The 24,049-nt window shown below is 69.8% G+C and carries 23 protein-coding genes and 1 pseudogene; 3 read left to right on the top strand and 21 right to left on the bottom strand.

What is annotated here, in order from left to right:
• Positions 1 to 252 precede the first annotated feature (252 nt).
• The 8 genes from DFP74_RS16130 to DFP74_RS16095 form a co-directional block, all read right to left on the bottom strand.
• The gene (locus tag DFP74_RS16130; protein WP_121182430.1) at positions 253 to 522 is read right to left on the bottom strand and encodes a hypothetical protein; all 270 of its coding nucleotides are present in this window, start codon (positions 520 to 522) and stop codon (positions 253 to 255) included.
• Between the two features lie 114 nt (positions 523 to 636).
• Entirely contained in the window at positions 637 to 957 is a 321-nt protein-coding gene (locus DFP74_RS16125) for a hypothetical protein (RefSeq protein ID WP_121182429.1), read from the bottom strand.
• A gap of 38 nt (positions 958 to 995) precedes the next feature.
• The gene (locus tag DFP74_RS16120; RefSeq protein WP_121182428.1) at positions 996 to 1,286 is read right to left on the bottom strand and encodes a hypothetical protein; all 291 of its coding nucleotides are present in this window, start codon (positions 1,284 to 1,286) and stop codon (positions 996 to 998) included.
• A gap of 139 nt (positions 1,287 to 1,425) precedes the next feature.
• Positions 1,426 to 2,001: a hypothetical protein gene (locus DFP74_RS16115; RefSeq protein ID WP_121182427.1), complete on the bottom strand. Its 576-nt coding sequence runs from the start codon at positions 1,999 to 2,001 to the stop codon at positions 1,426 to 1,428.
• Positions 2,002 to 2,081: 80 nt separating this feature from the next.
• On the bottom strand, positions 2,082 to 2,483 hold the full coding sequence (locus DFP74_RS16110; protein ID WP_121182426.1) for a hypothetical protein: 402 nt from the start codon (positions 2,481 to 2,483) through the stop codon (positions 2,082 to 2,084).
• A gap of 160 nt (positions 2,484 to 2,643) precedes the next feature.
• A complete protein-coding gene (locus DFP74_RS16105) occupies positions 2,644 to 3,471 on the bottom strand; it encodes an N-acetylmuramoyl-L-alanine amidase (RefSeq protein ID WP_370013385.1) in 828 nt (275 codons plus the stop codon).
• A 1,011-nt stretch (positions 3,472 to 4,482) separates the two neighbouring features.
• Positions 4,483 to 5,535 (bottom strand): CDP-alcohol phosphatidyltransferase family protein, encoded by a 1,053-nt coding sequence (locus DFP74_RS16100; RefSeq protein WP_121182424.1) that lies wholly within the window; start codon positions 5,533 to 5,535, stop codon positions 4,483 to 4,485.
• Positions 5,536 to 6,035: 500 nt separating this feature from the next.
• Positions 6,036 to 7,784 carry a stealth family protein gene (locus tag DFP74_RS16095; protein WP_121182423.1) on the bottom strand — a complete coding sequence of 583 codons (1,749 nt, stop codon included), beginning with the start codon at positions 7,782 to 7,784 and terminating at the stop codon, positions 6,036 to 6,038.
• Positions 7,785 to 8,248: 464 nt separating this feature from the next.
• Here DFP74_RS16095 and DFP74_RS16090 point away from each other — a divergent pair, with 464 nt between their 5' ends.
• Both DFP74_RS16090 and DFP74_RS16085 read left to right on the top strand, forming a co-directional pair.
• On the top strand, positions 8,249 to 10,414 hold the full coding sequence (locus tag DFP74_RS16090; protein ID WP_370013384.1) for an acyltransferase family protein: 2,166 nt from the start codon (positions 8,249 to 8,251) through the stop codon (positions 10,412 to 10,414).
• A 117-nt stretch (positions 10,415 to 10,531) separates the two neighbouring features.
• On the top strand, positions 10,532 to 12,049 hold the full coding sequence (locus tag DFP74_RS16085) for a heparan-alpha-glucosaminide N-acetyltransferase domain-containing protein (protein ID WP_121182422.1): 1,518 nt from the start codon (positions 10,532 to 10,534) through the stop codon (positions 12,047 to 12,049).
• Positions 12,050 to 12,233: 184 nt separating this feature from the next.
• Here the strand turns inward: DFP74_RS16085 and DFP74_RS16080 are convergent, their stop codons facing one another.
• The 5 genes and pseudogenes from DFP74_RS16080 to DFP74_RS16060 form a co-directional block, all read right to left on the bottom strand.
• The gene (locus DFP74_RS16080) at positions 12,234 to 12,998 is read right to left on the bottom strand and encodes a crotonase/enoyl-CoA hydratase family protein (protein WP_121182421.1); all 765 of its coding nucleotides are present in this window, start codon (positions 12,996 to 12,998) and stop codon (positions 12,234 to 12,236) included.
• A gap of 10 nt (positions 12,999 to 13,008) precedes the next feature.
• Positions 13,009 to 13,782, bottom strand: a complete 774-nt coding sequence (locus tag DFP74_RS16075; RefSeq protein WP_053616340.1) for an SDR family NAD(P)-dependent oxidoreductase — start codon at positions 13,780 to 13,782, stop codon at positions 13,009 to 13,011.
• Between the two features lie 88 nt (positions 13,783 to 13,870).
• Positions 13,871 to 14,368: an ATP-binding protein gene (locus tag DFP74_RS16070; protein ID WP_121182420.1), complete on the bottom strand. Its 498-nt coding sequence runs from the start codon at positions 14,366 to 14,368 to the stop codon at positions 13,871 to 13,873.
• The gene (locus DFP74_RS34365) at positions 14,368 to 14,826 is read right to left on the bottom strand and encodes a hypothetical protein (protein ID WP_233571000.1); all 459 of its coding nucleotides are present in this window, start codon (positions 14,824 to 14,826) and stop codon (positions 14,368 to 14,370) included. Before DFP74_RS34365 ends, DFP74_RS16070 begins: the two co-directional genes overlap by 1 nt.
• 279 nt (positions 14,827 to 15,105) lie before the next feature.
• Positions 15,106 to 15,372 (bottom strand): annotated as a pseudogene (locus tag DFP74_RS16060) (HD domain-containing protein); the annotation flags it as partial.
• Positions 15,373 to 15,963: 591 nt separating this feature from the next.
• Between DFP74_RS16060 and DFP74_RS16050 the strand changes: the two are divergent.
• Complete coding sequence (locus DFP74_RS16050) at positions 15,964 to 16,314, top strand: hypothetical protein (protein WP_147453875.1); 351 nt, start codon at positions 15,964 to 15,966, stop codon at positions 16,312 to 16,314.
• A 126-nt stretch (positions 16,315 to 16,440) separates the two neighbouring features.
• Here DFP74_RS16050 and DFP74_RS16045 read toward each other — a convergent pair whose 3' ends face one another.
• From DFP74_RS16045 to DFP74_RS16010, 8 genes are all read right to left on the bottom strand, one after another.
• Complete coding sequence (locus DFP74_RS16045) at positions 16,441 to 16,980, bottom strand: hypothetical protein (RefSeq protein WP_121182417.1); 540 nt, start codon at positions 16,978 to 16,980, stop codon at positions 16,441 to 16,443.
• 382 nt (positions 16,981 to 17,362) lie between these two features.
• On the bottom strand, positions 17,363 to 17,800 hold the full coding sequence (locus tag DFP74_RS16040; protein ID WP_233570999.1) for a DUF6463 family protein: 438 nt from the start codon (positions 17,798 to 17,800) through the stop codon (positions 17,363 to 17,365).
• A gap of 321 nt (positions 17,801 to 18,121) precedes the next feature.
• Positions 18,122 to 18,988: a sugar phosphate isomerase/epimerase gene (locus DFP74_RS16035; protein ID WP_121182416.1), complete on the bottom strand. Its 867-nt coding sequence runs from the start codon at positions 18,986 to 18,988 to the stop codon at positions 18,122 to 18,124.
• A gap of 18 nt (positions 18,989 to 19,006) precedes the next feature.
• Entirely contained in the window at positions 19,007 to 20,014 is a 1,008-nt protein-coding gene (locus DFP74_RS16030; RefSeq protein WP_121188297.1) for a Gfo/Idh/MocA family protein, read from the bottom strand.
• Between the two features lie 44 nt (positions 20,015 to 20,058).
• Positions 20,059 to 20,889 carry an ATP-binding cassette domain-containing protein gene (locus tag DFP74_RS16025; RefSeq protein ID WP_233571343.1) on the bottom strand — a complete coding sequence of 277 codons (831 nt, stop codon included), beginning with the start codon at positions 20,887 to 20,889 and terminating at the stop codon, positions 20,059 to 20,061.
• 80 nt (positions 20,890 to 20,969) lie between these two features.
• On the bottom strand, positions 20,970 to 22,028 hold the full coding sequence (locus DFP74_RS16020) for an ABC transporter permease (RefSeq protein ID WP_121182415.1): 1,059 nt from the start codon (positions 22,026 to 22,028) through the stop codon (positions 20,970 to 20,972).
• A gap of 2 nt (positions 22,029 to 22,030) precedes the next feature.
• Positions 22,031 to 23,014 (bottom strand): substrate-binding domain-containing protein, encoded by a 984-nt coding sequence (locus tag DFP74_RS16015; RefSeq protein WP_121182414.1) that lies wholly within the window; start codon positions 23,012 to 23,014, stop codon positions 22,031 to 22,033.
• A 116-nt stretch (positions 23,015 to 23,130) separates the two neighbouring features.
• Positions 23,131 to 24,042 (bottom strand): TIM barrel protein, encoded by a 912-nt coding sequence (locus DFP74_RS16010; RefSeq protein ID WP_121182413.1) that lies wholly within the window; start codon positions 24,040 to 24,042, stop codon positions 23,131 to 23,133.
• Positions 24,043 to 24,049: the final 7 nt, after the last annotated feature.

Raw genomic sequence — 24,049 nt, 5'->3', positions numbered from 1 at the left:
ACAGATCGCAAGGGACAGGACGGTTCGCCTCCCGATCACAGCCTCGACACCCGCTTGGAACGACGAGCTCGGCGCCTGCCACCTGCAGGTACGCGATTCCACCACTCCTGTGGCCGAATTCGGCCACAGTCTCAGGTAAACCGCGATTTGCATTGACAAACATGAAGATGAATCGGATAATCCGCGCCTAAACGTGCACATGGTTCGGTGCCGGTGCCGCTCGTCGAGCGGCACCGGCACCGTGGCCACATGTCACCCGAGGAAGGCGGTCAACACCGCGCCCAGCGCGGCCAGCACCGCGCTGATCCCGGTGACCGGGAGCGCGTAACGCCACCTCTCCAGCGCACTGAGACGGAGTCGGAACTCCGCGTGTTCCCGCTCCAGAGCGGTCAGCCTGGTGAGTGCGTTGCGTACGTCGGCTTGGGTCTCCCGGGTGGCGTCGTAGACGTCACGTGCGGTGACCACCGACGAGAAGGGGTTGGGGTGGTCCTCCTCCGCCCCCGTTGTGTGTTCCTGTGTCAATGCCGTTCCTCCTGGTTGTTCCTCCTGGAAGCGTCGGGCCGGATCGCCTCGCACCGACGGGCCTCCGTCAGCACGAACGGGGGCGGGGTGCGCAGCGCACCCCGCCCCGAGCGATCATGATGGGCATGGATCGGCCGCCGCCAGTTCCTCACGGCGCTGGTCCGCGCGGCGCTTGGCCTCGGCGAGCCGGGCCTCCTTCTCCTCCTTGGCCCTGCGCACCCGCGGATCGGCCGGATGCGGCTGACCCGTGCTGGCGTGCACCATGTCAGCCTGGAGGTAGTGGCTCAGCGTCCAGCCGTCACCGCCCAAGGCCGTCATCGTGGCCGAGTCGACCGGCAGGTGGCGGATGAGCACCGCCAGGCGGCGCAACGACAGGCGTCCGCGCCACAGGTCGGCGAGCTCGATCCGGTAGTAACGGGCGAGGTCGGCCTCCACCGCATCGGGAGACCCCCGAAGAAGGCGGAGGAGGCGACCTATTCCCCCGGGCTCTGGAACCCGTAGACACTGGCGATCTGCTCGGCGAGGGCGTTGAGGTCGCCGAGCGTGGCCCCCGACTCCTTGAGCCCGGCCCACTGGTCGGGGCCGAGCAGAGCACGCAGGGCGGCCACGACCTTGCCCTCCTCGAAGCCCTCCAGAGCGGCCAGCGGCCACTCCTCAGAGCTCGCGGGGACGCGGTATTCGACACCGGCGAGGGTCAGGGCCTTTGGTTCGGTGCGGTCGACGGCCTCGTCCTGGACTGCCGGGGCGGAGGTGTTCTCCATCATGTCGCGGTTCCTTTCGTGGATACGTGGCGTGCGCGGTTCGGGGGTCGAGCGACCGGGCCGGAGGAACCGCACGAACCCCGGCCCGGCCGGCCTTGGTGAGGGGGCCGCCCCACGGGCGGCCCCCAGGCCTGGGAAGGCGTCAGCCGGCGGGCTCGGTGGTGGCCTGCCCCTTGTAGGTGTAGAAGAGGGTCGAGGCGCCGTCGGCGTCGGCGTTGGTCGGGTAGATCGACACCGTGATCTCGCGCTTGGCCAGTTCGGTGGCGTTCTCGGTGGACTCACCGCGCTCCGCCACCTGGGCGTAGTTGGCCGACACGGTGCGCTTGATCAGGTCACCGGTGCGGGTCTCGAAGGCGATCTTGAACTTGGCCTGCATGTCGGGGACGTGGATCTGGCCCTCGTAGCCGCCCTCACCGTCGAAGGCGACACCGTGACCGGGGTACATCAGGTCGTAGACGGCCTTGTTGTCCTCGAACGGCAGGAACTTGCGGGTCACCTTGAAGTTGTTGTGGGTGGAGGCCACCAGGACGCCGCCCCAGGCGTAGAGGTCCTCGGACTCGACCTCGATCGCCTCGGTGAAACCCTCCTCGCCGTCGAGCAGGCCGACCTGCTCCCACTCGGGACCGAACGGAAGGCCGTTCTCAGGAATGGCGGCGTCCAGCGGAGCGATGTAGACATCCGCGTAGGCCCACACACTGGCGTTGTTGGTGTTACCCATGGATATATCCCTTCATAGGATCATCGGTTGTTAATCTGACCCATCGTTCGATGGGTGTCCGTGGAGACCGACGGGGTCGGTCAGGAGGGGCGCTGGACCACCAGCACCGTGAAGGAGGCGTGGGTCTCGGGGATCTCCGAATCGAACCCGGCGACGACCGCGTCGACCTGCCGGACGGAGACGATGTGGGCGTCCCCGCCGTGTTCGAGCAGAGCGGCGTGGGCCAGGTGAGCGAGCACCTTGGCGTCGTCGCGGTCGTCGGCCCACGCCGAGATCCGCAGCAGCGACTGCTGGGTGATCGGGTAGTTCCCGCTCGACTCCTCGCAGCGCACCGTCAGCTTCGGTTCGCCCCCGGGCGACCATTCCGGAAAGGACTCGGTCATCACCGGCGTCCCCGACCATTCGGCCGGAAAGTCAGGGACCCTGGACCGCAGATGGTCCGCGATCAGGTCCTCGACGTCGAGAAAGGGTTGCACGATCATGATCCTGGGGTCTCCTCAACAACAATTCGTCTGGACGGACCCCGGGAAACACAAAAGCCCGACAAAGTCGGGCTTGGATGCAACTGTGGTGCTGCGAACTATCGTGCACCACAACAGGGAGCTTGCGCAACCCTTTCCGAGGTCTTTTCTTGGTGGAGGTTCAGAACTTCTCTTCATTGAGCGCCGCCTGGAGGCGGCGGGTGGTCTCCGAGACCACCGAGGCGTCGGCCGTGACTGTTCCGGAGCGGTCGTAGCCGCGGATCGAAGGCCACATGCCGTCAACGGTCGCACCGACCCGCCGCTGCACGGCACGTGTCGTCTTCGGCCCGAGGAACCCGTCGGCGGCGGCGCCGACGCGGCGCTGCATCGCACGCACCGTCACCGGCCCCCACACCCCGTCGACCGCGACGCCGAGTTCCGCCTGCGCGGCGCGCAGCGTGAGCGGGCCGAGCCGGCCGTCCTCGGCCAGGCGGCCGGTCCCGGGTGGCGGAGCCGGCCTGGACGGGGCCCCTCCGGAGGAGGGCATCCCCGCCCTCACCCATGAGCGCAGGTCAGAGCCAGGACACGAGGTGCTGTTGCCCGAGAGTCCACCGTGGTAGGTCTTCGCGAGCGTGCGTCCCGCCCGGCGGTTGGCCTCGTCGTACAGGCTCCGGATCGCGACCTTGGCCGCGTCCGTGGCGTCGCCGTCGCCCCCGATGAAGCACACGCCGATGTGCGACACGTTGTGCGGGGCCGCGTGCGCGCCGACGGTCGTCCAGCCACGACCCTCATAGACCCGGCCTCGGTGGTCGACCAGGAAGTTGTAGCCGACGTCGGACCACCCCCGGCCGTCCATGTGAAAGTCCTGGATCTGTCGCGGAGTCTGCGTCGGCGGGCCCGACGAGTAGTGCACGGTGAACCCTGTGCGAGATCTCCAGACCGCCGAGACCCCGGACCGGGGCGCACGAGCGCCCCAACCCGATCTGCTGATGATGTTCGGCAAAATCATCCTTCCTTTCTGTGGCCCGTCCCGCACCCGGACACAAGGAAAGACCGGCCGGGTCCAGTTCGAGAAACGGGGCCGCGATCAGAATGCTCCAGCGGCGAATGTGGTCCGGAGATCCGGAAACAGCAAATCCCGACCGCGAGGCACCACAGTCCGGTGGTCTGAGCGTGCCGTACGGCGTTGAGTTCGATCCCGTGGTAGCCGGGGACGTCGCGGCCGATCACTTCGCCGAGGGCCTGCACCTCGCCGCCCACCCGCTGCCCCATCTGCGACGGGGCCGGCGACGCGAGGTCACCGGTGCGTGCCGGATACGACGAACGAGTCGCCGGGGCGTCAGCGGGACGGTTGAACGCGGGGCCCCGAGGGCCGACGTGTGTCGACCACGAGCGCGGCGTGGTGGCGTCGGACTGGGGTGACAACGCCCCGGAGACACGAAAACCCGGCGCGAGGCCGGGTTGGACACACCTGTGGTGCTGCACAAAAGCGTGCCACGCCCACTGGGGGAAACGCAAGCACCGATCCGGACTTCATCACCTCCGGAACGGGTCCACGCAGGTCAGCGCATACGAAAAAGACCGGTGCCACGTCAGGCGACAGAAACCGGAGCTCACTCGCTCCTGCTCCATGACCGGACGGCAAGGACCGGAACGGCGCACGAGCGTACGAGACCAGAACATGCGGGAAGGCGGCGCCACACATCGGGCCACAGGGCGAGGAATCTCCCCCAGGCGAGGATGGCCGAGGTCGACCGCACCCCTGTCGAGTGCCGGGGCGGGTCCTCACGTCGACGGCCCCCGGCGGCGCGCGCTCTGGGCCACTCGCGAGCACGCACCACGACGGAGGAGGCCGCGAGGACCAGAGACACGGCCAGGAGCGTTCAGGCGGACCAGCGGCCACCGTGGACGAGGGGCCCGTGCGCCGACGTCGCGACCACCGCACCGTTCAGGAGGCACGCGCGAGGAGGGCCCGCGCACGCTGTGCGCGGGCCCCTTCACCTCTGCTGCGATCGCGTCCCTAGGCGGCGCGGTTCTCCTTGGAGAGGTCGTACTGGGAGAGAACGGCGTTGATGTCGTCCTTCACCCGGTTGAACTCACGCGTCGAGAGCCAGAGCTTGTAGATGATCAGGAACTCGAAGGCGAACATCAGGGCCGAGGACGCGACGATCGTGGCGAGCATGCCGGTCGTGGAGAACACGCCGACCAGCGGAGCGACGATGAACACGCCCATCTGGAACTCGATGCCGCTGAACAGGTGCGGGCGGATCCGGTTCGCGCGCAGGACGCCGCGGAACCGCTGGTACCACGGGAAGCGCTTGTGGAAGCCGGCCTGCAGCGCGGTGCTCTGGATGTGGCGCGCCCTGACACCGGGGGTGGGCGCCGCGCGCTCGGGCTCCTCGCCGTCCTGGGGCTCGTCCAGTCCCTCGTCGAGCCCCTCGTTCTGGGCCTCGTCCTGCGTCTCGTCCTGCGTCTCGTCCGGGGCGGCGGTGTTCGCGCCGAACCGGGCGGCCAGCAGCCGGACCTGGCCGCTCTCGGGGGCGTCGCTCTCCTCCGCCTCCTTGATCGCCCGGACCATGTGCTTGCGCATCGAGGTCCGCACCTTGGCCATCTGGGGCGAGTTCAGGTAGCGGAACATGTCCGTGAAGACGATGCCCAGCGCGAACCACAGGAAGATGGGGTTCTCGGTGACGGCGAACTGCCCGCCCATGAGGGCGACGGCGCAGATGAGGACCCGGATGCGGTCGAAGACGTAGTCGAGCCAGCTACCGATCACCGACCCGTTGCCCTTGAGCCGGGCGATCTTGCCGTCCATGCAGTCCAGGACGAAGCTGAGGTGGAAGAGGATCGCGCCCGCCAGCAGCCAGTACCAGTCCGCGAGGAAGAAGCAGGCGGCGGCGCCCAGGCCGAGCACGAGGGCGGCCACGGTCAGCTGGTTGGGGGTGATGGAGGTCCGGTTCGCCGTGACCTTCACAAGCCGTGACGCCAGGGGGTCGACCAACCACACCGTCCACCACGAGTCACGTGGTTTGTAGGTCTGTTGTTGTACATCACCAAGGGTGAACGCGGGCATTCCAAAGACTCCAAGGACGATGAAAGAAGGTCGGTAGGCCGTCGTACGGCGGAGGCGCACTGGGTCCGTAGGGCACGGGCCGGGCTCGTCGGGGCCCGCCGGTGGGGAGGTGCCGCGTCAGATGGCCATCAGTTGATGGACGCGCCTTCGACGTGGGAGGTTCACATGACCTGCCATCAAATGACTGTTTACGGTAAAAAACCGCCAGTTGATGTGACTCTACCCAAGCGTGGACATGAATTTGACATGCACACAACGGGTCGCCGAACGGTCACTGACGTTTCCGTGTGATGAACCGGGTGCTGAGCACCGGGATTCTCGAGTCGACGCCCGAAGGGCCCCACCGGCCCCCGAGGCGACCCCCACGTATGGCGTGGCGCACACGGCGCGCGGCGGGCCTTTCGGAGGCCGCGGCGCCCGCGCCCGGGCGTGAGCCGGGGTGGATCCGTCGGGCGCGGACGGCTGTCCGCGCCCGACGGATCCGACCATGGCGGGTCGGCTCACCCCGCGGCCTTCTCGTAACGGGAGGGGTAGGGGAAGCGCGACTCGAGGAACGTCCGCATCGCGTCGGCCACGGCCTCCTGGTCCTCCGGAGCGGTGTCCAGGTCGTTCAGGCAGAAGAAGTCGACCTCGTCGGAGGAGTCCAGCAGGTCCAGCTTCTCCTGCAGGCCCGGCAGACCGATGTCGACGTAGCGCAGGCGGAACTCGGCCGGCACGGCGCGGCCGGTGAGCAGCGCGAAGTGGTGGTGCATGATCGCCGTGAGGCCCACGTCCGACAGGGAGCGAAAGCGCGAGCGCATGGTGCGCTCCACGTCCTCGGCGTACTTGTCCTCCAGTTCCGACAGGACCCCGCGGATCTGCGGGTGGGGCGTGTGCTTGAACTTGTGGATGATCTGGCGCCCGAAGTCCTCGGCGAACAGCGGGCGCACGTTCTTGCCCGCCGAGTTCGGCGCCACCTCCCCCTCCACCGGCCGCCCCAGGCCGAACTGGAACGGGGAGAAGGGCAGCCGCGCGATGCCGTTGGCGTGGAAGAAGTCCTCCGCCCGCACCGGCCGGGCGAGGAACACGTCGTCGTTGAAGTACAGGTAGTGCTCGGACAGCCCCTCGATGTGGTGCAGCTGCGACTCGATGGCGTGGGAGTTGAAGGTCGGCAGCGCGTCGGGGTCGGCGAAGATGTCGCGGTGGTCCACCACGGTGATGCCCTCGGCCTCGGGGTCCAGCCACGCGGGGACCTGGTCGTCCGTCACGAGGTAGACGTGGCGCACGAACGGCGCGTACATCCGCAGCGAGCGCAGGGAGTACAGCAGCTCGTCGCGGCTGGTGAAGCGCGACTCGTTGGCCGCCAACCGCGCGGCCTCGGCGTCGCCGCCGAGGTGCCGGGCACGCTTGGCCGCGTGCTCGGGATCGGCTCCGTCGACCCAGGTGTAGACGACGTCGACGGGGAAGTCGACCTCCTCCACCAGTTTCCAGGTGAAGGCCTCGAAGGTGGGGTGCTCGCGGCCGCCCACGCTCAGGGTGGCGGGTGTGCGCTCAGAGCCGGGCAGGACGTCGGCGATCCTGTTGCGGCGGGGCGCCACCAGGGCGTCGGCGAGGCCGTCCCGGGGCGTCTGGACGCGCAGCCTGGAAAGCACCGTCTCGGAGTCGTCCCGTTCCAGGACGGAGGCGCCGTCCCGCCAGAACTCCACGTCGCAGCCGTGCTCGAAGCCGGCGAGCACCCGCCCTCCGGGAGAGAGCAGATGTTCGGCGACACGGATGGTCAGCCCCGACTTGATCTGCTCGTCCAGGGCCCCGTCGACGTAGGCGGAGAAGACCGTGACGCCGTCCCTGGTCGGCTTGGCCGCGTACACCGCGCTGGCGCGGTACAGCTCGCGCATGGCCTCCAGGAAGGCCTTGCGCTGCGAACGGTGCACACCCACGACATGGCGCAGCGGGGACCGCCCCGGGACGAGGAAGTACTCGACCCCGGCCTTGTCCAGGGCGTCGGCCACCAGGTTCAGGTTGCGTTCCGAGGCGCCTGCGGCGGTGAAGTCCTCCACCGCGCGTCCCAGCATCTCGACGCCGTCGGCGGTGAAGGAGCGCAGGGACGGGTCGCCGTCGAGGAGTTTTCGGCGCCGTCTCGCGATCTTGTCCAGCCGCTGCTGTTCCTCCGCCCGGGCCTCGGCCTCCCGCCGTTCCTCCTCCCGGCGCGCCTTGTTCGCGGAGGACTGGAAATACTGACCGACGCGCTTGACGCGTGCTGTCAGGGACATGGGGGGCCCTTCTGTCGAAGCAGATCACGCTTTCGTGGCGGCATACGGGGCTTCACCGACAACACAAAAGACACCAAATGGTCTTAAGAAGGACGAACCGGGTTCTTCGCGCGTTGTCAGAGTGGACCAAAGGAGACCAAACCGGTACATGTAGCCGATCGATCACCCGGCGAACGCGAACGGCGCACCGGCGTGCGCGGCGGGACGGACGGCTCCGCGGCCGGAGGCTCACCACGCGGAAGTTGTGACCCGTGACACTTCGTTTCCGCTCCCCGGATACGCGTGCACACAGATTCCATCTCGACTCGACAACAGCAGCCCCGGAACCACAGGTCACAGGCACAAGCCACCGATACTGGACAAGCAGGGCCACTCTCGGGCGCCGATCATCCCCCGGCCCCCTTTCCCGCCGCCGTCACTCCGGCCTGCCCTGCCCTCACCGTCGCCGAGCCCGAGGCTGAACTGTGTCAGTTCCCGTCCCGAACCATGCCCCCGAGCGCGTGCGCAGCGCGTCCGTGTCACCACGCACCGCGCGACACCGCACCGACATCGAGGGGCTGCGTGCCGTCGCCGCCCTCTTGATCGCCGTCTTCCACATCTGGTTCGGCACGGTCTCCGGCGGCGTCGACGTCTTCCTGGTCCTGACCGGGTTCCTCATCACCGGCTCGCTCGTGCGCGCCATGGAGCGCGACGGCCGCCTGGCCTTCGGCGCCTTCTGGAGCAAGCTCGCCCGGCGGCTCTTCCCCGCCGGAGCGGTCGTGCTCGCCGCGGTCCTGGTCGCGGCCTACCTGCTGCTGCCGCGCTCGCGGTGGACCGGCATCATCGCCGACGTCCAGGCCGCCGCGCTGTACTACGGCAACTGGCACCTGTCGCTGGGATCGGTCGACTACATGGCGGAGAACTCCGCCGCCGGCCCGGTCCAGCACTTCTGGTCGCTGGGCGTGCAGGGGCAGTTCTACCTGCTGTGGCCCGTCCTGATCACCGTCGTCGGGCTGATCGCCGCCGCCTGCGGACTGCGCGTGCGCACCGCCGCCCTGACCGCCGTCGGGACCGTCCTGGCGGTCTCGTTCGGGTACTCGCTGTGGATCACCGCCACCGACCCCGTGTGGGCCTACTTCGACACCGGCGCCCGCCTGTGGGAGCTCGCGCTGGGCGGCGTCCTGGCACTGGTCATCGCCCGCGTGCGGCTGCCGCGCGCGCTGCGCCTGGTACTCGGGTGGGCGGGCCTGGCCGCGCTGGTGCTGTGCGGCCTGGTGATCGGCGACGCCCTGCCCTACCCGGGCCTCGCGTCGCTGTGGCCCACCCTGGCCGCCGTGGCCGTCCTTCTAGCGGGCACCGGGAGCGAGCAGCCCGGCCGCCTGACGGCCACCCGGCTGCTGGGGTCGCGCCCGCTGGTCTGGCTGGGCGCACGGGCCTACACGCTGTTCCTGTGGCACTGGCCGATCCTGGTCTTCTACCTGGAGGTGACCGGCCTGGACCGAGCGACCCTCGCCGGCGGCCTGTTCGTGCTGGGAACCGCGTTCGTCGCGGCGGTGCTCACCACCTGGCTGGTGGACGGGAGCCTCACCCGCCTCACCCGCACGTTGCGGGCCCCCTCCTGGTCGCTCGCGGCCGGGGTCCTGTTCGTCGTGCCGGTCCTGCTCGCCGGGCTGGTGTGGGGCCAGGCCATCGAACGCGACCGCCAACTGCGGATGGAGCTGAGCTCGGACCCGATGTCCTACCCTGGCGCGGCCGTCACGCTCAACCCCGCGCTCGCGGAGAACCTGCCCGCCCTGCCCGTCTACCCCGACACCGCGACCGTCGCCTCGGACACCCTGGACCAGACCCGTGAGTGCAACGCCCTCACCGACGCCACCGAAGTCGTCTCCTGCGAGTTCGGCGACCCCGAGGCCGGCTTCACGCTCGTGCTGGCGGGGAGCTCGCACGCGCGGCACTGGTTCCAGGCCCTGCGCGCGATCACCGAACAGCACGACTGGCGCCTGGTCATGATGACCAAGAACGCCTGCCAGTTCAGCGCCGACGAGCAGGTCTACCGGGGCGACCCCTACACCGAGTGCACGAACTGGAACGCCGACGTCATGGCGCGGATCGCCGAGACGGGCCCCGACGCGGTGTTCACGACGGCGACCCGCACGACCCCCGGCGGCGGTCGCGACGACGAGCCGGGCGCCCCGCCCGAGCGCACGCCCGACGGCTACGTCGAGCGCTGGCGGGAGCTGGAGGAGCTCGGCGTGCCGGTCGTGGCGGTCCGGGACACCCCGAGGTTCGGCTTCAACGTGGCCGAGTGCGTGGACCGCGAGGGCGCGCGCGGCTGCGTCGAGGAGCAGTCCTTCTCGATGGCCGAACGGCCGCCCTACGAGGAGCTGGCCGACGTCCCGGGCAACACCCGCTTCCTGGACCTGACCGACCACCTGTGCGGGGACGGCGTGTGCCGGGGGGTCATCGGCAACCAGCTCGCCTACTACGACACCAACCACTTCTCGCACGCGTTCTCGCGGTCGCTCGCGGTCGTCCTGGAGCCGTACCTGCTGGAGTCGCTCCCCGAGGCCCCCGCCGCGGAGACGAGCCTGGCGGAGGCCTCCGGGACCCTGCTGGGCGCGGCGGAGTCCGCCGAGCCGGACGCCTCCTAGAGCCCGTCACGGCTACGCCTCCTGCTTCCGAGAACACCCGGGCCCGAACCGATCGGGCACCGGACCGCGTTCATCACCCTGAGACCGGCGGGGCCGGTCCGGTACGCGGAGGGACACATGGCGGTGGCCAAGACCACGGGCGGTGCGGGCGGAGCGAGTGGCACGGGCGACGTCCGGCCCCGCCTGGCCGGACGCGAACGCCTGGTGGGGGTGGATGTCGCCCGGGGGATCGCGATCCTGGGCGTGTTCATCGCCCACATGGGAGTGCCCCTGGTGGCGTTCGCCCTGGGTCCGGAGGCCGTCGAGGGGGCTGGCTCCTTCGCCATCATCGACTACTCCGGGGCCGGAGCCACCGGAACCGTCGCCGGGTGGGTCGAGACGGCGGTCAGCGGCCGGTCGGCGGCCCTGTTCGCCTTCCTCGCGGGTATCTCCCTCATCCTGGTCGCCGGACGGCACCGCCCCGACACCCGGGAGGAGCGCAACCGCGCCCGGGTCCGGGTGGCGGCCCGCGCGATCGCGCTGATCGTCCTCGGGTACGCGCTGGCCACGCTCGGGTCGCTCGCCGTGATCCTGCACTTCTACGGCCTGTACTTCCTGCTGGCGATCCCCCTGCTCTGGCTGCGTCGACGCTACCTCGCGGCCGTCGGCGCCGCCTTCCTGCTGCTGGGGCCGTTGTTGGTCACGGGCGTGTACTCGTCCGCCCTGCCGTGGGGCTCCGCCTTCGGGGCGGAGGAGTCCTACGACGCGGAATGGGAGGCCGAGTGGGATGCCAAGTGGGACGACCCCGAGTGGGTCGCCGAACAGGAGGCCCTGGACGCGAAGTGGGAGGCCAGAGCGGACGACCCCGAGTGGGTCGCCACCTACGAGGCCGAGCAGGAGGCCTCGGACGCGAAGTGGGAGGCCGAGATGGCCGAGGGGTTCGCCGACAAACCGTTGTTCGCGCTCGACTACCTCGAATCCCCGGCCGGGCTGCTGGTCACGGGAATCTACCCGGCGGTGGTGTTCATGGCCTACGTGATCGCCGGAATGCTGGTGGCCCGCCTGGATCTGCGGGCGACCCGGGTCCGGCTGGGGCTCGTCGCGGGCGGCGTCGGGCTCGCCGTCACCGGGTACGGCAGCTCGTTCCTGCTCCTGGGCCCCCTGTCCTCCCTGCTCCCCGGCGGAGGCGAGGACGTCCGCTACGTGGATCTGCTCTCGGCCGACTCACACGCCAACACCACCCTCGAAGTGATCGGGAACACCGGGGTGGCCATGGCGGTCCTGGGCCTGTGCCTCCTGGCCGCCGACCGCGCCGGGCGCCTGCCGTACCCGCTGGCCGCGGCCGGGGCGATGACCCTCACCCTCTACACCGCGCACGGGGTCGGCCTGTGGGCGCTCGAACGCGTCATCGCGCCCGATGCCTCCTGGGCCGAGTTCCTGCGCCTTCACTCGGTGGACGTGTTCATCCTGGTGGGTCTGGTGTTCGCGGTGCTGTGGCGCCGCTACCTGGGCGCCGGTCCGCTGGAGCGCCCGGTGAGCTGGATCTCGCGCACCACCGCCCGCCGCTTCGTCCCCGCACCGGCGACGGTTGCGAGCGAGTCCGCTGGTACCTCCGACCTCGCGAGCCCGTCCGGCTCGGCCACACCCTCCGCGTGAACACGTAAGGTGATCCCGCAAGGACCCAGTGCATCCAAGGTGGGGACAGTGTCGCACCCGGCCTCGGATTCTCCGTGATCAGAACCGATCGCCGGGGGCGTCGCGTTCACCATCCCGAGGCCCGTCGATCCGCCCGGACCAGTCCACGACCCTGGTCCGGGCGGACGACGACTCACGGGTACCGCTACTCGCCCTTCCACACCGGGGCGCGCTTCTCGGCGAAGGCCGCGGCGCCCTCCATCGCGTCGTGGCTCACGAACACCGGACCGGCCAGTTCGTTCTGCCGGTCCCACATCTCCTCGGTGGACCAGTCGTCCGAGGCGGTGATGATCTCCTTGGACACCTTCAGGGCCAGCGGCCCGTTCGGCGTGATGCGGGCCGCCAGTGCGCGGGCGCCCTCCAGGGCGCCGCCGGAGGCGGTCACCTCGTTGACCAGCCCCAGCTCGGCCAGGCGCGGAGCACCCACGAAGTCACCGGTCAGGGCGAACTCCATGGCGATGTTGCGCGGGATGCGGTGCTGCAGGCGCAGCAGCCCGCCCGCGCCGGCCACCAGGCCGCGCTTGACCTCGGGGATGCCGAACTTGGCGTCCTCGGCGGCCACGACCAGGTCGCAGGCGAGCACGGCCTCGAACCCGCCCGCCAGGGCGTAGCCCTCCACGGCCGCGATCAGGGGCTTGCGGGGCCCGCGCTGGGCGAACCCGCCGAATCCGCGGCCCTCCACGAGGGGGACCTCGCCCCGCATGAACGCCTTGAGGTCCATGCCGGCGCAGAAGGTCCCTCCCGCGCCGGTGATGATGCCGACGCTCAGGTCCTTGCGGGCGTCGAGATCGTCGAGCGCCTCGGCGATCCGCGCGGCGACCGCCGCGTCGACCGCGTTCTTGGCCTTGGGCCGGTTGATGGTGATGACGGCGATGCCGTCCTCGGCTGTGTAGAGAACCTCGTCGGACACGGTGGACTCCCTACTTCGGCGGCATGCGCAGCGCGCCGTCGATGCGGACGACCTCGCCGTTGACGTAGCTGATCTCCATCAGCGCCCGGGCGAGCTTGCCGAACTCGGCGGCCGTGCCCATGCGCTTGGGGAAGGGGATCGGGGCGGCCAGGCGCTTCTTGAACTCCTCGGCCCCCTCGCCCTCGCCGTAGATCGGCGTCTCCAGGATGCCGGGGGCGATGGTGTTGACGGAGATGCCGACGGCCGCGAGGTCGCGGGCCGCGGGCAGGGTCATGCCGATCACGCCGCCCTTGGAGGAGGAGTAGGCGATCTGGCCGATCTGGCCCTCGATGCCCGCGAGCGAGGCGGTGTTGACGATGGAGCCGCGCTCGCCGTCCTCGTTGAGGGGTTCGGTCTTGGCGATCTCGGCCGCGGCCAGGCGCAGCACGTTGAAGGTGCCGATGAGGTTGACCTGGATGACCTTCTGGTAGCTGTCCAGGTCGTGCGGGTTGCCCTGGCGGTCGACCGTGCGGGTCGCCCAGGCGATGCCGGCGCACGAGACGGCCGCCCGGAAGGGCTTGCCGGTGTCCGCGGCGGCCTGCACCGCGGCCTTGACCTGGTCTTCCTGTGAGACGTCGGTGGAGACGAAGACGCCACCGATCTCCTTGGCGATGGCCTCACCGCGGTCGGCGTTGAGGTCGGCGATGACGACGGTGGCGCCGGCTGCGGCGAGTTCCCTGGCGGTGGCCTCACCCAGGCCACTCGCGCCGCCCGAGACGAGGGCGGAGATTCCGTTCAGATCCATGGCCCGCACTCTACAGAGGAAGGACCCCACAGACTAGAACCGGGTTCGGTCAATTGTGCGGGCCCTTCCCTCCCCTTCTTCTGGCACGTCAGGAGGTGAAGACGAACGGGCGAAGCCGGCTCGGGACCTTCTCCGGCTCCACCTCGAACGTGGCCCACACGTGCGTGCCCAGGTCGGCCCACGGCGCCAGGCGGAAATGGCCCCACGCCGTGGCCAGGTTCTCCACGAGCAGGAGTCCGCGCTGGCCCTCCGCGACGTCCCACTCGTCCGGCGAGCGTTCGGTGGGGATGCGCGGAAGTCCCCCTCCCCCTCCGCAGTCGCTCAGCGAAACGCGCAACGTGCGCTCGTCGGGCATGGACAGGCCCCGGATGACCTCCTTGTACGGGGCCGGGGCGTCTGCGTACTTGCACCCGTTCGCGAAGAGTTCGCTGGTGACGAGTTGGACGGTGTCGACCAGGTCCTCGTCGAACCCGGCCAGGTCGGCGGCCAGGTCCGCCCGCACCCGCGACAGTTCCGCGAGGTGGCCGGGGTAGACGCGGTGCTCCCAGAACACCACCGGGCGCGGTTCCTTGGCGATGGCGTACATCAGGCCACCGCCTTCCGGTGCTGCTGGTCCAGCCGGCGGCGGGTGGCGTCGCGCAGATCGCCCAGGTCGTCTACGGGGGCGAGCAGGTCACCGGCGGGGCGGGGCGCGGGGATACGCACCGCGGCGGGCTTGGCGGCCCAGCGGTCGAGACGGGCGCGGGCCTCGGCCTGGACACGGGCGAGATCGCGTTCGGTCTCGAAGGCCCGGTAGTAGCCGCGCACGAGGGCGACGTCCTCGGCGGGGAGGTGCTCGCGGGGAGGGGCCAGGCGAGGTGCGGGGCGGGGTGCCGGAGGGGCACTGGCCTGCGCGGGGACCGGGGCGGGAAGCGGCGCGTAGCGGCGGACCCGGGTGGAACGGCGTCGGCGGGCGGCGACCGCATGGCGCCCGCGCGCCGGCGTGAAGAGGGCCTTGACGAGGCCCATGGCGTAGCTGAGGACGGCAGGGCTAGAATAAGCCATGTCGGCAATTCCTTTGGTTAAAGGGTTGAGGTTGCTGGCCACGACCCCGGGCGCCGATTAGCGTCGCGGGGTCTCCGCTTGTGAAGTTGTAGTTGGAAAGAAGGGTAGAGCACTCCGCGAGCGAATGCGAACTTTCCCGAAAACCAGTTCGGGGAAGCCCACCCGATTCTTCATACCCCCAGTTCAGGCCACGCGCTCAGAAGAACCTGATTTTCTCCACCACCACGCCAGAAGAATCCCCTTTGCCCGAATCAAGCGCATTTATACGGACACTCAAAGTCAGAGCGGCGGCTTCTGAGTGCGCGCCTGATGCATCCACTCCAGAGGGTCGCGTGTGAGCGCCTCCTCAGCCAACCGTTTCGCCGAAACGGTCTTGAGCGACGCCAGGGAGGTGTCGATCCACGCCTGGGTGTGGGTGTTGCCCTGCTTCTGGTACTCCACCGCCTGCAACAGGCATTCGAGCTTGTCGGCGTCCTTGGCGCAGCGCGCCTCGGCCGACTCGGTGGCCTCGTACTCACCGACCGCGCCGTTGACCACTTCAGCCACCCCGGCGAAGCGCGTGCCGTGGGCACCATCGCGCAGCATCCATGAAGTTCCGTTCGGATGGGAGCCTGCGCCCCCGGTGTCCTTGCGAGCACGCGCAGCCGTTGGCACGGGTCTGCTGGTGACCATGGCGACCGCCGCACTCGGCCCGCGTCAGCAACGGGTGCGGCGCTTGGTCGGGTTGGTCCGCTTCCGCTCTGACATTGGGTTCGAGCACGGTGACACGCCTATGAAAAGGCCGGGTTCAGGAAGCAGGGCGTCCGGCGGGACTCGAACGTGTGGCTCGGTCAGCGGGTCAACGAAGTGCTGATGGACGCGATCCCCGCTGACTTCGAGGGACCGTCCCTGGTCAAGCAAAAGTTCGGGCAGTGACCGCGTCGCAGTAGTCGCCCGTGACGGGGCCTTGCTCGGTGAGCTGAGCGAGGCTCCACGTGCCACAGGCCGTCACCCGCCTCCCCCAGGAGTGAATCGACCGGGTCGACCTGGACGCCCTCCTCATCGTCCCCTGGGCACCCGATTCGAATCGAGAGTCAACCCCCATCACGGCTCTGCGCAGGACCGAAGGGACCGGCGCCCAGGGCCCGTACGTGCGTGATGCCCAGTTCATGCACGACCGGACCCAACGCGTTCCCCCTGGCCCGTTCCCCGGCATCGGCGCCGCTGCCCGGTGTGCGCATCGGTGTGGGTATGCGTCCGTTCGACGACGGGCACGGCCGGATCGTGTACCTGGGTACCCCCGACTCCTCCTGGACGTACCTGTGGCCGGACGGAACGACCCACAGCGGAGGGCCGACCCCCCTCGTGACCAGACTTGAGGATGCCTACCGACGGCTGGACCACGCGAAGTGGCCCGAGCTGGGCGCGTTCTCGCTGGAGGCCGACGCCGAGAGCGGGGTGTACCTGGTGCGGGCTCCCGCGCTCGGCACCTGGAACCACCAAGGCTAGGCACCCGCAGGTGTTGGAGCCGGGTGGCGGACGCCAGCTTCGAGTACCGGCGGATCACGGGTGTTCTCCCCGAGGCGGGCACCGGCTCAGGAGATCTTCGGTAGCCCCTCTCCATGCCCCCGGGCGTCAGTTCCAGGGCCACCAGGGGAGTCCGTCGTCGTCGGGATCTTCGACGGGGTCCTCTTCCTCCTCCGGCGGGTCGGCGGGCCGCTCGGGCTCGGGTTCCGGCTCGGGCCGTTCGGGGGCGGGCTCGGGCTCCGGCGCGGGCGCGGGGGCCTCGGACTCGTCCGCTTCCGCGCCCTCGCTGGGCTCCGCGCTCGCTTCCTCGACCGACTCTTCGTCGTCCTCGTCCTCGCTCGCCTCGGCGGAGGGGGACGGAGAGGGCGAGGCGTCCGGGCCCGCCGAGGCCGAGGCCGAGGCCGTGGGCGACGGCGTCGGGGAGGGCTCCTCGCTCGCCGCCCCCGCCCGGTGGCCGCCGGGCTCGGCGCCGGTGCCCGGCTCGGGGCCGGCGGGCTCCCGGGACATCAGGACCACGACGAGGACTCCGATCATCGCGGCGACGCCGACCGAGCAGGCCAGGGCGGCCGTCAGCAGGCGCTTGCGGCGCCGCTCCAGTCGGCGGGCCTCGCTTCGTCGGAGTCGCGGCGAATGAGACGTGCGGGTCATCGCGTGCGGCTTCTCTTCGGGGGAGGGTGGCTGGTCGGGGTGCCGTCGGGCCGTGGGCCCGGAACCACCCGCGGTAATCCGGACACCCTACAAAAGCACCCGTGAACCCGCACCTTCCGGACCGGTGTCGGGCACACGGCGCGCGGACGGAGAAGGGTGTTGACGGCCACGGGAATGCCAGTGGATCGAGCACCGACCTGCCAGTGGGTGCGGGCACGAAGATGCCAGTAGCCCCACTCCGCGCCATGACTTCGTCGATCAGAAGCAGCACCCCTTGTTCAGGGGGTGCGAGCGACACCTGCGGCTCCCCGACTCGGCGATGTCGCTGAGGTCCGGCAACGGTCCGACGCCGAATCCGCTCGATCTCGGCAGGCGGCGCCGATCAGCGCTGCGGCCGCGCGTCTTCCCCTCGCCCGACCACCGGATCCGCTACGCCCCGCCCAGCGCTCCTGCGGCGTGCCAGCAGGTCCTCGGCGATGAGCAACCCGGCCGGGATCAGGCCCAGTAGGAAGCCGCTGGGGCCGATGAGCAGTACGCACCCGACCGCCCAGCCGCCCAGTCCCCAGCCGACGTAGGCGGGCGCGCGCTCGCCGCGCCGCCCCAGCCGCGCCACCAGGAGGCCGGTCAGGACCAGGGGGACGACGAAGCTCCCGGGCAGCGCCCAGAACACGGACAGGGACGCGTCACCGCCTTCGCCCGAGCGCAGCCCGCCGGCGAGCCACTCACTCCAGTAGGGGTGGGGCAGGAAGACCAGGGTGTGCAGGACGCCGATGGTCGCCATCGTCCATCCGGCGCCGACCGTCAATCGCTTCTTGGACATGCCCCCAGCCTCCATCACCCGCCCCGGACCGCACCTCCCCCATGGGAGCGATCTCCTCCCTCGCGGGAGGGAGCATGCGCACGGGCGCGTGACGGGGCGTGAGCGGCGACCGGACCGGACCGCGCTCCAGGACCACCACATAGCGGCGCCGACCGTCACGTACGGCTACTGGCATCTTCGTGCTCGCGCCCACTGTGGCGTCCGTACGCGAAAGAGGGCGCCGCAGCCGGACACACGAGTGCGTCCCGCTGCGGCGCCGAGCCGGGGCCACCGCGCCCCTCGACCGCTATCGGCGGCCGAACCGGCGCCCCGGCGTCCTGGTCAGGCCACCAGTTCCTTGGTGACCCGGTCGAGCATGAACTCCGACGACGCGCGCGCCCGCTCCTCCCAGGCGAACACGCACACCGTGGCCACCCCGTCGAAGTCCAGGTCGCGCAGCGTCTGGAAGAACACGTCCCAGTCCACCTCGCCCTGGCCGATGTCCAGGTGCTGGTGGATCCGTGCGGGCGTCCCCGGAGGGTTGAGGATGTACCGCAGCCCTGACGACCCCTTGTGGTCGAAGGAGTCGGCGATGTGGACGTGCCGCAGCCTGTCCCCCGCGTACTCCATCATCCGGCGGATGTCCGCACCCGGCTCCGCGCCCGACAGATGGAAGGTGTGCGGGGCGCAGTAGAGGTAGTTGACCCACGGCCGATTGATCGCGCGGACCAGGTCCACCGCGGGGTCGTTCTCCTCGCAGAAGTCGTCCGGGTGGGCTTCGAGGTTGAGGGCGATGCCCTCGCGCTCGAAGACGGGCAGCAACTCCTCCATGGACCGCCAGAAGGCGCCCTCGCTCTCGGCCGCCCGCTCCGGACGGCCGTTGAACTCGGAGTTCATCAGGGTGACGCCGAGTTCGACGGCCACCTCGATCATCCGCTTCCAGTAGCGGACGGCGTCGCGGCGCTCGGCCTCGTCGGGGCTGGACCACTTGTACAGCGGCAGGATCGAGGACAGCTCCACCCCGGTCTCGCGCAGCACCGAGCGCAGTTCGGCCACCCGCTCGTCGTCCGCCCGCGGGTGCAGGAAGAACGGCATGAACTCGGCGCGGGGCGACAGCTCGATGTAGGAGTAGCCCATGTCCGCCACGGTCCGGACCATCTCGGCCATCGGCAGGCCGCGGAACATGTACGGGTCGATCGCGATCTTCATCGGTAGCTCGTCTTCCTCTCAGACGTAGAAGGCCGGACGTGCCTTGATGCCGGTCTCCACGACCTCGCCCGAGTGCAGCGCGCGCACGGCCGCGTCGGTGACGACCGCCGCCGCGTACCCGTCCCAGGCGTTCGGGCCGGTGGTCGGCGTGCCCGCGGCCACCTCGTCGGCCCAGGTCTGGAACTCGGTGTCGAAGGCGGCGGCGAACCGCTGGACCCAGTCCTGGAGGACGGGCGCGCTCCGGCTCCCCGCCGAGCGCACGACCGCGCCCGGGATCTCCGGGAGCCGGACCGTGCCCTCCTCGCCGACGACCTCACAGCCGATCTCGTAGCCGTACTGGCAGTTGACGAACACCTCCAGGTCCACGCGCGCGCCGCCGGCCATCTCGAAGAGCATGAACTGCGGGTCGCGCAGGTGCTCGAAGCGCTTGGCGGTCCGGCGCGGGGTGATGACCTGGACCGAGGAGATCTCGTCGTCCAGCAGCCAGCGCATCACGTCGATCTCGTGGACGGCGGTGTCCTGCGCCGCCATCTCCGAGTGGTAGCTCTCGGGCACCGTCGGGTTGCGGTGGACGCAGTGCGCCATCAGCGGCGTTCCCACGCCGCCCCCGGAGATGACCTCCTTCATCTGCGCGTACCCGGCGTCGAAGCGCCGCATGAAGCCGACCTGGACCAGGCGCGATCCGTGCCGCGCCTCCGCGTCGAGGATGCGTTGGGCGCCCTCGGCCGTGGTGGCCAGCGGCTTCTCGCAGAAGACCGGCTTGCCGGCCTCCACCGCGGCGATCACCGAATCGGCGTGCGCGGGACCCCAGGAGGTGACCACGACCGCGTCGACGTCGTCGGCCGCGATCACCTCCTCGTCTCCGGCCAGGACACGGGCGCCCGTCCCGGCGACCGCCCGGGCGGCCCGATCGGCGTCGATGTCGGTCGCCGCGACCACCTCGGCGCCGCCGACGCGATCGGTGATCCTCCGGATGTGCTCGGATCCGATCCATCCGGTGCCGATCACACCGACCCTGACGGCCATCGTCTCCACCTGCTCTCTGACTCGTTTCGTGTACCGGGGTGCTCTCAGAGCGTCTGGACGTCGGGGCCCTCGTCCTCGGCGCCGCGCAGGGGCGCGACCTCGGGGGTCCCCTCCTCCCGCTTCAGTTCGTGCTGGAGGGCGTCCAGTTCGGCCCCGCCCGCCATGTGGTGGGTGAGGTCGTCCAGGGTCAGCTCCGACCGCGGCTGGTCGAGTTCCATCTCGCCGAGCTTGATCACCGCGAAGTGGTCGCCGACCAGGTACGCGTGGTGCGGGTTGTGCGTGATGAAGATGACGCCCAGCCCCGCGTCCCGGGCCGCCTTGATGTACTTCAGGACCACGCCGGACTGCTTGACGCCCAGCGCCGCCGTCGGCTCGTCCAGGATCAGGACGCGCGCGCCGAAGTACACCGCGCGGGCGATGGCCACGACCTGGCGCTGCCCGCCGGACAGGTTGCCGACCGGGGCGTCGATGTCGGGCAGGTCGATGCCCATCTTCCTGAGCTCTTCGTCGGCGATGCGCCGCATCCGGGCGGCGTTGAGCATCCGGAAGGGGCCGAACCCGGTGCGCAGCTCCGAACCGAGGAAGAAGTTGCGCCACACCGGCATCAGCGGCACCATCGCCAAGTCCTGGTAGACGGTGGCGATGCCCCGGTCCAGGGCCTGGCGCGGAGAGGAGAAGTCCACCGGCTCGCCGTCCACCAGGTAGCGGCCCGACGTGGGCTTGTACAGCCCGGCGATGATCTTGATCAGCGTGGACTTGCCCGCGCCGTTGTCACCGAGGATGCAGGTGACCTCGCCGGCGCCGACCCTGAGACCGATCCCGTCCAGGGCCCGGATGTTGCCGAAGGACTTGCCCACCCCTTCCAGTTCGAGCAGCGGTGCCGTCTCCGGCGCCTGCTCGGAATCCGCCGACGTCCCGGTTCTCGTCTCGGTCCTCGTCACGGTGCTCACCTCGCTCACCTCTTGTTCGCCTGTGTCCGGACCCAGCCGTTGACCACGACGGCCATCAGCAGCATCGCGCCGACGAAGAAGAACACCCAGTTGTTGTCCCAGCCGGCGTAGACGATCCCCTGGCGGGTCATGCCGTAGATGAACGCGCCGATCGCGGCGCCGACCACGGTTCCGTAGCCGCCGGTGAGCAGGCACCCGCCGACGACCGCGGCCATGATGTACAGCAGCTCGTTGCCGACGCCCTCACCGGACTGCACGGTGTTGTACATGAAGAGCAGGTGCATGCCGGAGAACCAGGCCATGAAGCCGACCGTCATGAACAGGCCGATCTTCACCTTGGCGACGGGGACGCCGACCGCCCTGGCGCTCTCCTGGTTGCCGCCCACCGCGTAGATCCAGTTGCCGACCTTGGTCCGCATCAGCACCCACGTGGCCAGGCCGACGAACAGCAGCCACCACAGGACGGTGATCCGGACGTTGATCCCCAGAACGGGGAAGCTGGAGGCGAACACCGCCCGCGCGGAGTCGAAGCCGTCCATGCTCGAGATGTTCGTGGTGGAGACCTGGCCCGTGATCAGCTTCGTGATGGCGATGTTGAGTCCCTGGAGCATCAGGAACATCGACAGCGTCACCAGGAAGCTGGGCAGTTTCGTCCGCACCAGGATCCACCCGTTGAGGAACCCGATGGCCAGGGAGACGGCCAGCGCGACCGCCGCCCCGACCCAGACGTTCACGGAGAAGTACCAGGCGAACATCGACGCGGTCAGGCCCGACGTGATCACCGCGACACCGGCGGACAGGTCGAACTCGCCGCCGATCATCAACAGCGCCACGCCCACGGCCATGATCCCGATGGTGGAGCTCGCGTACAGGATCGTCGCGAACGCGCCACCGGTGCGGAACGGGTCGGCGATGCTGAAGAAGAGGGTGAAGACGATCACCGCGCCGACCAGCGAGCCGACTTCGGGCCGTGTCATGAACGTGCGCAGCGCCGACCTCCGGGTCACCCGGAGGGCCTTCTCCGAGCCGCCCTTCGGCGCCGTGGGACTGAGGGTCTGACCCATGGTTATCGCGTTCCCCGCTCGGCGTACTCGGCGACCGCGTCGATGTTGGACTCGTCGACGAACGCGGGGCCGGTCAGCACGGGCTCGGTTCCGCCGCCCGCGATGTTGCCGTTGGTGTTGTAGAGCCACAGGGAGTCGACGGCCAGGTAGCCCTGCAGGTAGGGCTGCTGGTCGACGGCCCACTGGACGAGGCCCTCCTGGATCGCCCCGACGAGTTCGGCGTTGGTGTCGAAGGTGGCGACCGTGGCGTCACTGCCGGAGTCGTCGATGGCGTCGATCGCGGTCATGGCGATCGGGGCGCCCAGCGTGACGACGTACTCGATCTCCTCGTCCTCCTGGAGCTTGGCGGCGATGCTGGAGCGGACCTCGGGCATGTTCGCGCTGTCGACGTAGAGCACCTCGGACTCGCCCTCGAAGGCGTCGCCCAGCGAGGAGCAGCGGGTCTCCAGGGCGACGTGTCCCTGCTCCTGGATCACGCACAGGGCCTTCTGCACGCCGACGTCGTTGAGCCGCTCGCCGAAGGCGGTGCCCGCCAGGTGTTCGTCCGTACCGAAGTACTGCTGGACGCCCAGGTCCACCCAGTCCTCGATGCCCGCGTTGAACGCGACCACCGGGATGCCGGCCGCCTGCGCGTCGGAGATGGCCCCTTCCAGCGCGTCCGGCTTGGACAGGGTGATGGCGATGCCGTCCACCTCCCGGTCGATCGCGTTCTGGATCAGGCTGGCCTGCTGGCCCGCCTCCGGGTCCGAGGCGTACTCCAGGTTGATGTTGTCCTTGGCCGCGGCGTCCTCGGCGCCGGACCGGATGATGTCCCAGAAGGTGTCACCGGGGACCTCGTGCGTGATCATCGCGATGGTGAGCTCGGGCGTCTCGACGTCGCCGTCGGCCGCCTCCTCGCGACCTCCCTCCGAGCTGCACGCCGTCGCGGCGAGCAGGAGGCTCGCGGCGCCCGCGAGCAGTGCGGTGTAGGTGGTGTTGCGCTTCATGTGTCGACCTCTTGTCGGTCTTGAGGGGATGCACTCATCTGTGGTGAAGGAGGTCACGAGGGGCGACGCGACTTGCGGGAGCCTCCGCACGGGCGGCTCAGCGTGGTGGAGCGGTGTCAGGCCTTCTGGTGGCGCGCCCCCAATCCGCAGCTGTTGAGGTACTTGCGGGTCCGGATCGCGATGGGCAGCGGGACGTCCGGCTCGCAGGGGTACAGGTCCTGTTCGACGATCACGAAGAGCCGGGCGTCGACGTCGCGGAGCGCGTCGAGGACCGCGGCGGGCGCGGGCTCCCCGGCGGGCGGCTCGACGCACACACCGCGCTTGACGGCCTCGCCGAAGCTGAGCTTCTCCTCGTTGACCTGCCGGATGATCTCCGGGTCCATCTGCTTGATGTGGACGTAGTCCACGCGCTCGGAGTACCGGCGGATCAGGTCGACCGCGTCACCGCCGCCGTAGGCGACGTGTCCGGTGTCCAGGCACAGGGAGACGTACTCGGGGTCGGTCCCGTCGAGGAACCGCTCGATCTCCGGCTGGGTCTGGATGTGGCTGTCGGCGTGCGAGTGCAGGCACAGGCGCACGTCGTAGTCGCCCAGCAGGATCTTGCCGAGTTCGTCGGCGGACCGGTTGAGGTTGCGCCACTGGTCCTCGTCGAGCGTCGGGGACTCGCTGAACTCGCCGGTCCTCTCGTCCCGGTACATCGGCGGGATGAACACCAGGTGGTGCGCTCCGACGGCGGCGGTCAGCTCCGCGACCTTCCGGACCGTGGCCACGGTGTCGTCCCAGGCGTCCGGGTCGTGCAGGTTGCCGAACACCGTGCCGCCGGAGACCTTCAGTCCGCGCCGGCCCACTTCGTCGGCGAGCTGGTCGGGGTCGGTGGGCAGGTAGCCGTAGGGGCCCAGTTCGAGCCACTCGTACCCGGCCTCGAACAGTTCGTCGAGGAACCGGTGCCACGGCGTCTGGTGCTCGTCCTCGGGGAACCACACGCCCCAGGAGTCGGGTGCGGATCCGAGGACCAGTCGGTCGGTCATGTCTGCC

Origin of the sequence: Nocardiopsis sp. Huas11 (assembly GCF_003634495.1) — a bacterium.
In the GTDB taxonomy this organism is placed as follows: domain Bacteria; phylum Actinomycetota; class Actinomycetes; order Streptosporangiales; family Streptosporangiaceae; genus Nocardiopsis.
This window is presented reverse-complemented; position numbering and strand designations above follow the sequence as displayed.

What these genes read in the sequence shown, in the direction of transcription:
- DFP74_RS16110 (WP_121182426.1), bottom strand. Translation starts at nt 2,483, where the DNA reads ATGATCGTGCAACCCTTTCTCGACGTCGAGGACCTGATCGCGGACCAT.
- DFP74_RS16050 (WP_147453875.1), top strand. Translation starts at nt 15,964, where the DNA reads ATGCCCAGTTCATGCACGACCGGACCCAACGCGTTCCCCCTGGCCCGT.
- DFP74_RS16020 (WP_121182415.1), bottom strand. Translation starts at nt 22,028, where the DNA reads ATGGGTCAGACCCTCAGTCCCACGGCGCCGAAGGGCGGCTCGGAGAAG.
- DFP74_RS16095 (WP_121182423.1), bottom strand. Translation starts at nt 7,784, where the DNA reads ATGTCCCTGACAGCACGCGTCAAGCGCGTCGGTCAGTATTTCCAGTCC.
- DFP74_RS16075 (WP_053616340.1), bottom strand. Translation starts at nt 13,782, where the DNA reads ATGGATCTGAACGGAATCTCCGCCCTCGTCTCGGGCGGCGCGAGTGGC.
- DFP74_RS16015 (WP_121182414.1), bottom strand. Translation starts at nt 23,014, where the DNA reads ATGAAGCGCAACACCACCTACACCGCACTGCTCGCGGGCGCCGCGAGC.
- DFP74_RS16040 (WP_233570999.1), bottom strand. Translation starts at nt 17,800, where the DNA reads ATGTCCAAGAAGCGATTGACGGTCGGCGCCGGATGGACGATGGCGACC.
- DFP74_RS16105 (WP_370013385.1), bottom strand. Translation starts at nt 3,471, where the DNA reads ATGATTTTGCCGAACATCATCAGCAGATCGGGTTGGGGCGCTCGTGCG.
- DFP74_RS16035 (WP_121182416.1), bottom strand. Translation starts at nt 18,988, where the DNA reads ATGAAGATCGCGATCGACCCGTACATGTTCCGCGGCCTGCCGATGGCC.
- DFP74_RS16070 (WP_121182420.1), bottom strand. Translation starts at nt 14,368, where the DNA reads ATGTACGCCATCGCCAAGGAACCGCGCCCGGTGGTGTTCTGGGAGCAC.
- DFP74_RS16120 (WP_121182428.1), bottom strand. Translation starts at nt 1,286, where the DNA reads ATGATGGAGAACACCTCCGCCCCGGCAGTCCAGGACGAGGCCGTCGAC.
- DFP74_RS34365 (WP_233571000.1), bottom strand. Translation starts at nt 14,826, where the DNA reads ATGGCTTATTCTAGCCCTGCCGTCCTCAGCTACGCCATGGGCCTCGTC.
- DFP74_RS16085 (WP_121182422.1), top strand. Translation starts at nt 10,532, where the DNA reads ATGGCGGTGGCCAAGACCACGGGCGGTGCGGGCGGAGCGAGTGGCACG.
- DFP74_RS16115 (WP_121182427.1), bottom strand. Translation starts at nt 2,001, where the DNA reads ATGGGTAACACCAACAACGCCAGTGTGTGGGCCTACGCGGATGTCTAC.
- DFP74_RS16100 (WP_121182424.1), bottom strand. Translation starts at nt 5,535, where the DNA reads ATGCCCGCGTTCACCCTTGGTGATGTACAACAACAGACCTACAAACCA.
- DFP74_RS16030 (WP_121188297.1), bottom strand. Translation starts at nt 20,014, where the DNA reads ATGGCCGTCAGGGTCGGTGTGATCGGCACCGGATGGATCGGATCCGAG.
- DFP74_RS16010 (WP_121182413.1), bottom strand. Translation starts at nt 24,042, where the DNA reads ATGACCGACCGACTGGTCCTCGGATCCGCACCCGACTCCTGGGGCGTG.
- DFP74_RS16045 (WP_121182417.1), bottom strand. Translation starts at nt 16,980, where the DNA reads ATGACCCGCACGTCTCATTCGCCGCGACTCCGACGAAGCGAGGCCCGC.